Here is a 5,762-nt window from a genome sequence, read left to right as displayed (position 1 = left end):
CGGCCTCGATAAAAAACTGGCTAGGCTGGTAGTTTATCTTTTTGATTTTGTCGTATTTGGCGTAGCTTAAAATCAGCTCGTCGCGTGCCCTCGTAACTGCGACGTAAAATAGCCGCCGCTCCTCCTCGAGCGAGCCGCCCATGCTCATGAGTTTGAGGTTCGGGAAGCGATTTTGCGCGAGATCGACTACGAAAACGAGGTCAAACTCAAGCCCCTTTGAGGCGTGGACGCTTAGCAGATTTACCCCTTCGCCGCTGCTCATTTCGCTGCTGCCCAGTGTGATAAAGTTATAAAATTTCTCCGCCTCCGAGTAGTTTTTGGCTAGTTCGCCCAGCACCTCTAGCTTGCCCGCGATGCGCTCGAGGGCCTCTTTTTTTAGCGTTTCGTCTATGTTGCCGTTTTTTTGCGTGGCGCGCTTGGTCGCGAGGTTATCGGCGATGAGGGCGTAAATTTTGCTATTTTTGAGATCTTCTACCAGCGAGGTCGGGCGCGAGTGGCGTTTGGCGGCGCTTAAAAAGTTGTAAATTTCATACAAAAACTGCCCGCCGCTCTCGCTTAGTTTTTGCATTTTTAAAATCGGGTGCGCGAAAAAATCCTCGCAAAAGTTAAATTTAGCAAAGCGCGACTTCTCCCCGACCTCGTCAAGCTCGTCAAAAAGCCCCAGCTGGTAGTTTTTGGTCTTTTTGGCAAAGGCTTCCACGCTATCGTCAGGCTGCAAAAATCCGCGCACGACGTCGCCGTGTCCGACCTTGCTTAGCACTTCAAAAATCTCCTTGCTAAGCGCCGCACCGACGCCTTTTGCGTATTCGCACACGTGGATAAAGGCCATGATATCTTTTGGATTTATGAGGATACCTAGCAGATCCATCGCAGCGCGCACCTCGCGGCTCTCAAAAAAGCTCACGCCGCCCTTGCGCTTAGAGCCGATACCAAGCTCTCGCAGCGCGACTTCTAGGCCGTCGGCGCTCGAGTTGTTGCGAAAGATGATGGCGATGTTTTCTTTTTTGTATTTGCTGACGGCGATGACCTGCGCGATGTTTGAGTATTGGTCGAAAAGCTCGTTGTAAACCAGCAGCTTTGGCGAGGTAAATTTGCCCTCGCGGCCGACGACTAGCTTTTTTTCGTAAAGGCGCGGGTTGTTTGCGATGACTTTGTTGGCAAGTGCTAGGATCGCGGAGCTGCTGCGGTAGTTGATGTTTAGCGCGTAAATTTTAGCGTCTGCGAAGCGGTCCTTAAACGAGCCGATGATCTCGATGTTTGCGCCGTTAAAAGCGTAAATGCTCTGGTCGAAATCCCCGACGCAAAAAAGGCTTTTCGTCTCAAAAGCGCTGATTAGCGAGCCTTGCAGCGAGTTTGTGTCCTGATACTCGTCGACTAAAATTTCCTCAAATTTGAGCGGCGCGCCTTTTCTCAGTTCGTTACGCATTTTGATAAGCAAGTCGTTAAAATCCGCATAGCCGAATTTGCTCTTTTCCTCCTCAAATTCGCGCAAAACGTCCTCGTAAATCTCGGCATATACGCCTTGCTCGTCGCTTCGCTCCTTTAGCCACTCGCCAAAAGTCTGCTTTAGGGCTAAATTTTGAAACAGCGAATACGCGTCGTAAAGATAAGCGCCGCCGTATGGCTTGATGTCGCTTAGGTGGTTAAATTTGCGCCTTTCTACGAGCGATTTTAGCAGCGTTTTTAGCTCGCTAGGCTGCTTTAGCGTGACGGGTTTTTCTAGAAATTTAAGCAGCGAATAAGAAACCGAGTGAAACGTGCCCGCCGTGATGCGCGAGGTGATTTTTTTATCAAAATGTCGGTTTAATCGCTCGATCATCTCGGCCGCGGCCTTGTTTGTAAAGGTTAGTAGCAGGATTTTCTCGGGCTTTACACCTAAATTTAGCAGATGAGCGATGCGAGCGACGATGGTGCTGGTCTTGCCGGTGCCGGCACTTGCTATGACTAGATTGTGTCCGGCGGGGGCGGTCGCGGCGGCGTATTGTTCTTGATTTAGTTTTGAAAGGGGCATATTTTCCTCGCGTTTAAAAGGGCAGATTATACCCAAACGGGCTTAAATTTATAAAAATGCAAAAGCGATGAGGGCTAAATTTTCGCCCCGCGTTTACAAAGCGAGGCGAAAATTTAGCGGTTTTATTTTGGATTTAGTATTTCTTTTAGCTCCTCGTCACTTAGCTCGTAGCGGTAAAATTTGAGGTAAAATTTTTTAACTTCGTCTTCTAAATTTAGCTCGGTAAAAATTTCGGGATAAAAGATTTTGGCTAGCCAAAGCGGTTGCAAGGCGCCCTCGGCGCTACGCACGCTCCACAGATACACGCCGCTAGGCACGACGAAAACGGCGCCATCTTTAACGGCTTTTAGTTTTTCAAACGGGGGATTATTTAGTATTTTTTCCTTGCCTTCGCGCGAATTTGTTATGATGATATCGGGGTTAAAGATAATAACTTGCTCCTCGTTTATCGTCTTTGAGATTTTAAAGTCCGCTTCGTTATCTTGAGAGCTTAAATTTATTCCGCCCGCGATTTTTATATACTCCGCGCCGATATCTTTGCCGCTGATGGTTGCGAAATTTCCGGAGTTAAAATTTAGAGCCAAAACCCGCTTTTTATCCTTGATATTTTTTACTTTCTCGCTTACAAATTTTATATTTTCGTCAAAATATGCGTTAAATTCGCTAGCCCTTTTTATAGCATCACCGCCCAAAATTTCAGCGATTTTACTAACTGATCCTTTTATCTCGCTAGCGTTGCTAAATTTATTGATATTTACGACCGCGATGCCTGCTGCTTCTAGCTGTGCCTTTTGATTTTCGTCAAATATCATGCCAACGGGTCCAAAAACTACCTGCGTATTTGAGGCGATTATGGTCTCGGCGCTGCTTGTTAACGAGCCGCTGACGTTGTTTATCGTTTTTATTTTAGGGAAAACTTTACTCATCATTTTTGGTAACCGCGCTGCGCCAGAGATGATTTTATCTTCACCCGTTAGCATCGCGCTCATCTGCGTAAAGCCCCTATCATCGGCGTTACGCGCTCTACGTTATCAGGGATTTGCACCTCTTTTCCGCCGTCGTCCACGACGATACGCGCTTGCAAGATACAAACCGCCAAAAACAAAATCGCCAAAATCTTTCTCATTTTTTCTCCTTAAACGATCGGGACGCAGGAGTAGACGCTCCTGCCCTCGATCTCGTTTTTTACCACTCTGATATCCGCGCCATATGCGAGCCTTAAATTTTCATCCGTTATCGCTTCGCTCGCGCTGCCGTAGATGATATTTTGATCTCTTTTTAAAAGCGCGACCTTGGCGTCAATATAAAAAGCATGCTCGGCAAAGTGCGAAGTCATGATGATCTTATGCCCGTTTGTCGCTAGTTCTTTTACGGCTTTTAGGATTTTTACTTGGTTTCCAAAGTCCAAATTTGAGGCGGGCTCGTCTAGCATAACGGCGTTTGCTTCTTGCGCTAAAGCTCTTGCGATTAAGACCATTTGCCTCTCGCCGCCGCTGATATCGGTGTAAATTTTATCCGCAAATTCGCTCATTCCTAGCATTTCAAGCTTTTGAAGGGCTATCTTTACGTCCTTTGCGCTTGGATTTTCAAAGGTTCCGATATAAGGCGAGCGTCCCATTAAAACGACGTCTAAAACCTTAAAAGCAAAGGGCGGCGTGTGAGCCTGAGGCACGTAGCTAATGATCTTTGCTCGCTCTCTATCGCTTAAAGCGAAAAAATCTCGCCCGTCTGCTAAAATTTCTCCACCAAATGGCTTTAAAAATCCCAAAATCGTCTTAAAAACAGTCGTCTTACCCACGCCGTTTGGTCCGAGCAAGCATAAAATTTCTCCGCCTTTTAGCTCGGCGCTAAATTCCTTCACGACTAGCTTTTTGCCGTATCCGCAGCTTAAATTTTTTATCTCAAATTTCACAGCCAGCCCTTTTTGCTTTGATAAAGCAGGTAGATAAAAACAGGTGCGCCGATGAGAGACGTGATGATACCAAGAGGTATCTCGCTAGCCATCGCGCACCTTGCGATCGTATCTACTATCAGCAAAAATAGTGCGCCGATTAGCATTGAAGCCGGCAAGAGGGCGTTAAAATTTGCTCCCACGATAGAGCGAGCTATGTGCGGCACGATGAGCCCGACCCAGCCTACTATACCGCAAAAAGCAACGCTAGAAGCCGTCAGCAAAGTAGAAGCGCAGATGATGATAAAGCTGTAAAATTTGACGTTTACGCCCATAGCTCTAGCTTCTTCTTCGCCAAATGCCAAGATATTTAGTCTAAACCTAAGCAAAAACAAAGGCACGGAGCAAAGCGCCGCGACGCCTAGCATATAAAGGACGTTTTGATATCCTCCGGTGCGAGCTAGGCTACCCATCAGCCAAAATGTGATCTCGGGTAGCTTGTTTTCGCTATCTGCTAGAAATTTTAAAAGCGAGCTAAAAGCGCCAAAAAGCGAAGATATGACGACGCCTGAGAGAACCATTATGATGACGTTTAGCTTGCCTCTAGCGATTAGTTGGCTTAAAAAAACCACCGCAAAAACAGCCGCAAGCCCAAAGCCAAAAGCCGTTAGCGAAACGTAAAGCACGGGTAGGGAAAGTATGATAGCGATACTAGCTCCGACCGCCGCGCCGCTAGAGACGCCTAAGATATCGGGAGATACGAGAGGATTTTTAAAAAGCCCCTGATACACGGCGCCGGCCGCAGAAAGAGCGGCACCTACAAGCACCGCAAAGGCAATACGAGGAAGTCTGATCTGTGTTATTACGGCGTGAGCTTGCTCGTTTGACGGAGGCGAGCCAAACAGCAAAGATTTTAAGCTAGCAAAAATTTCAGCCGCACCAAGACCGTATCTGCCAAGAGTCAGAGAAGCAAAGGCGCAAACTATCAGCACGATCGTTAAAACGGCAAAAAAGACTTTGTTATTCAAATTTTACCTCGCTTACGTCGTACCACATCGCGTAACTTTTCGTCGCACGGTAAAATTTAACCCCGCTACTATCTTTTACTAGCCATTTATCCACGTTTTTTCTAAAAATTTTCTCTTTTTCTTTTGGGATTTCTCCGACAAATTTTAAAAATTCGTAAGCCTCGTCCTTGTCCGTAAAACTCTTTTCATAAACGGTATCAAAGATACGCACGTTTACGTTTGCGCCCAGATCGTAAAGCATATTAAAAGTGACGTTGTAGCCAAACATCCTAGGATTTTCGTTTATAAAAGGCGGACGCTTAGAGGCTCTTTCGTCGATGCCCGCAAGCAAATCCATCCAAATTTCTCTAAGACTTGGATGGTCTTCTAAAAAGCTAGTTATGCATACGTATTTTTTCGCCGCGTCGTTTAGCCTTTTTATATCGCCAAGGCCAACCGAACGCGAGGCGACGACGATATCGTGCTTGCCGATCGCGTCTAGCGCGTCTTCGTCTAGCCAGCTTTTTTGCATAAATTTTATATTTTTTACGCCAGCGTTTTTGGCGTTTTGCTTGCAAAATTTAAGCATCTCTCCAAACGCGTCAAGCGCGGTTAGGCTTTTGGCTTGCCTTGCCATCGGTACGCTAAGGCGACCAGGCCCACAACCAACGTCTAGTACGCTATCTTCAGACGTTATCGGTAGAGCGTCTGCTAAAATTTGCGCGCTACGCTTTTCAAGCTCGGCCATGCCGTTATACATCTGGGCTATTTCGTCCCAATTAACCGCACTTCCGCCAGCTCCGCCCCTAGTCATAGGCGCAAATTTGAGTTCCCTAATCGCCTGCCAATTTAG

6 protein-coding genes are annotated in these 5,762 nt (G+C 46.7%); all 6 read right to left on the bottom strand.

The window, feature by feature from the left end; all coding sequences use genetic code 11:
- The coding region (locus Q0338_RS07545) for an ATP-dependent helicase (protein WP_298086217.1) at positions 1-2,011 on the bottom strand (2,011 nt) is incomplete at its 3' end.
- 122 nt (positions 2,012-2,133) lie between these two features.
- Complete coding sequence (locus tag Q0338_RS07540; RefSeq protein ID WP_298086216.1) at positions 2,134-3,000, bottom strand: ABC transporter substrate-binding protein; 867 nt, start codon at positions 2,998-3,000, stop codon at positions 2,134-2,136.
- Positions 2,997-3,137: a hypothetical protein gene (locus tag Q0338_RS07535; RefSeq protein ID WP_298086215.1), complete on the bottom strand. Its 141-nt coding sequence runs from the start codon at positions 3,135-3,137 to the stop codon at positions 2,997-2,999. The genes Q0338_RS07540 and Q0338_RS07535 overlap by 4 nt, the downstream gene beginning before the upstream one ends.
- Positions 3,138-3,146: 9 nt before the next feature.
- Positions 3,147-3,923: an ABC transporter ATP-binding protein gene (locus Q0338_RS07530; RefSeq protein ID WP_298086214.1), complete on the bottom strand. Its 777-nt coding sequence runs from the start codon at positions 3,921-3,923 to the stop codon at positions 3,147-3,149.
- Positions 3,920-4,930, bottom strand: coding sequence for an iron ABC transporter permease (locus tag Q0338_RS07525; protein WP_298086213.1), 1,011 nt, complete (start codon positions 4,928-4,930; stop codon positions 3,920-3,922). Before Q0338_RS07525 ends, Q0338_RS07530 begins: the two co-directional genes overlap by 4 nt.
- On the bottom strand, positions 4,923-5,762 hold an 840-nt coding region (locus tag Q0338_RS07520; protein ID WP_298086212.1), incomplete at its 5' end, for a class I SAM-dependent methyltransferase. The genes Q0338_RS07525 and Q0338_RS07520, both read right to left, overlap by 8 nt.

The sequence above is a fragment of the uncultured Campylobacter sp. genome, from assembly GCF_938018145.1.
Taxonomy (GTDB): domain Bacteria; phylum Campylobacterota; class Campylobacteria; order Campylobacterales; family Campylobacteraceae; genus Campylobacter_A.
The sequence above is the reverse complement of the archived record's forward strand: the minus strand, read 5'-3'. Positions and strand labels throughout refer to the sequence as shown.

Excerpts from the sequence above, each read along its gene's own strand:
- Q0338_RS07540 (WP_298086216.1), bottom strand. The coding sequence starts at position 3,000 with ATGAGCGCGATGCTAACGGGTGAAGATAAAATCATCTCTGGCGCAGCG.
- Q0338_RS07535 (WP_298086215.1), bottom strand. The coding sequence starts at position 3,137 with ATGAGAAAGATTTTGGCGATTTTGTTTTTGGCGGTTTGTATCTTGCAA.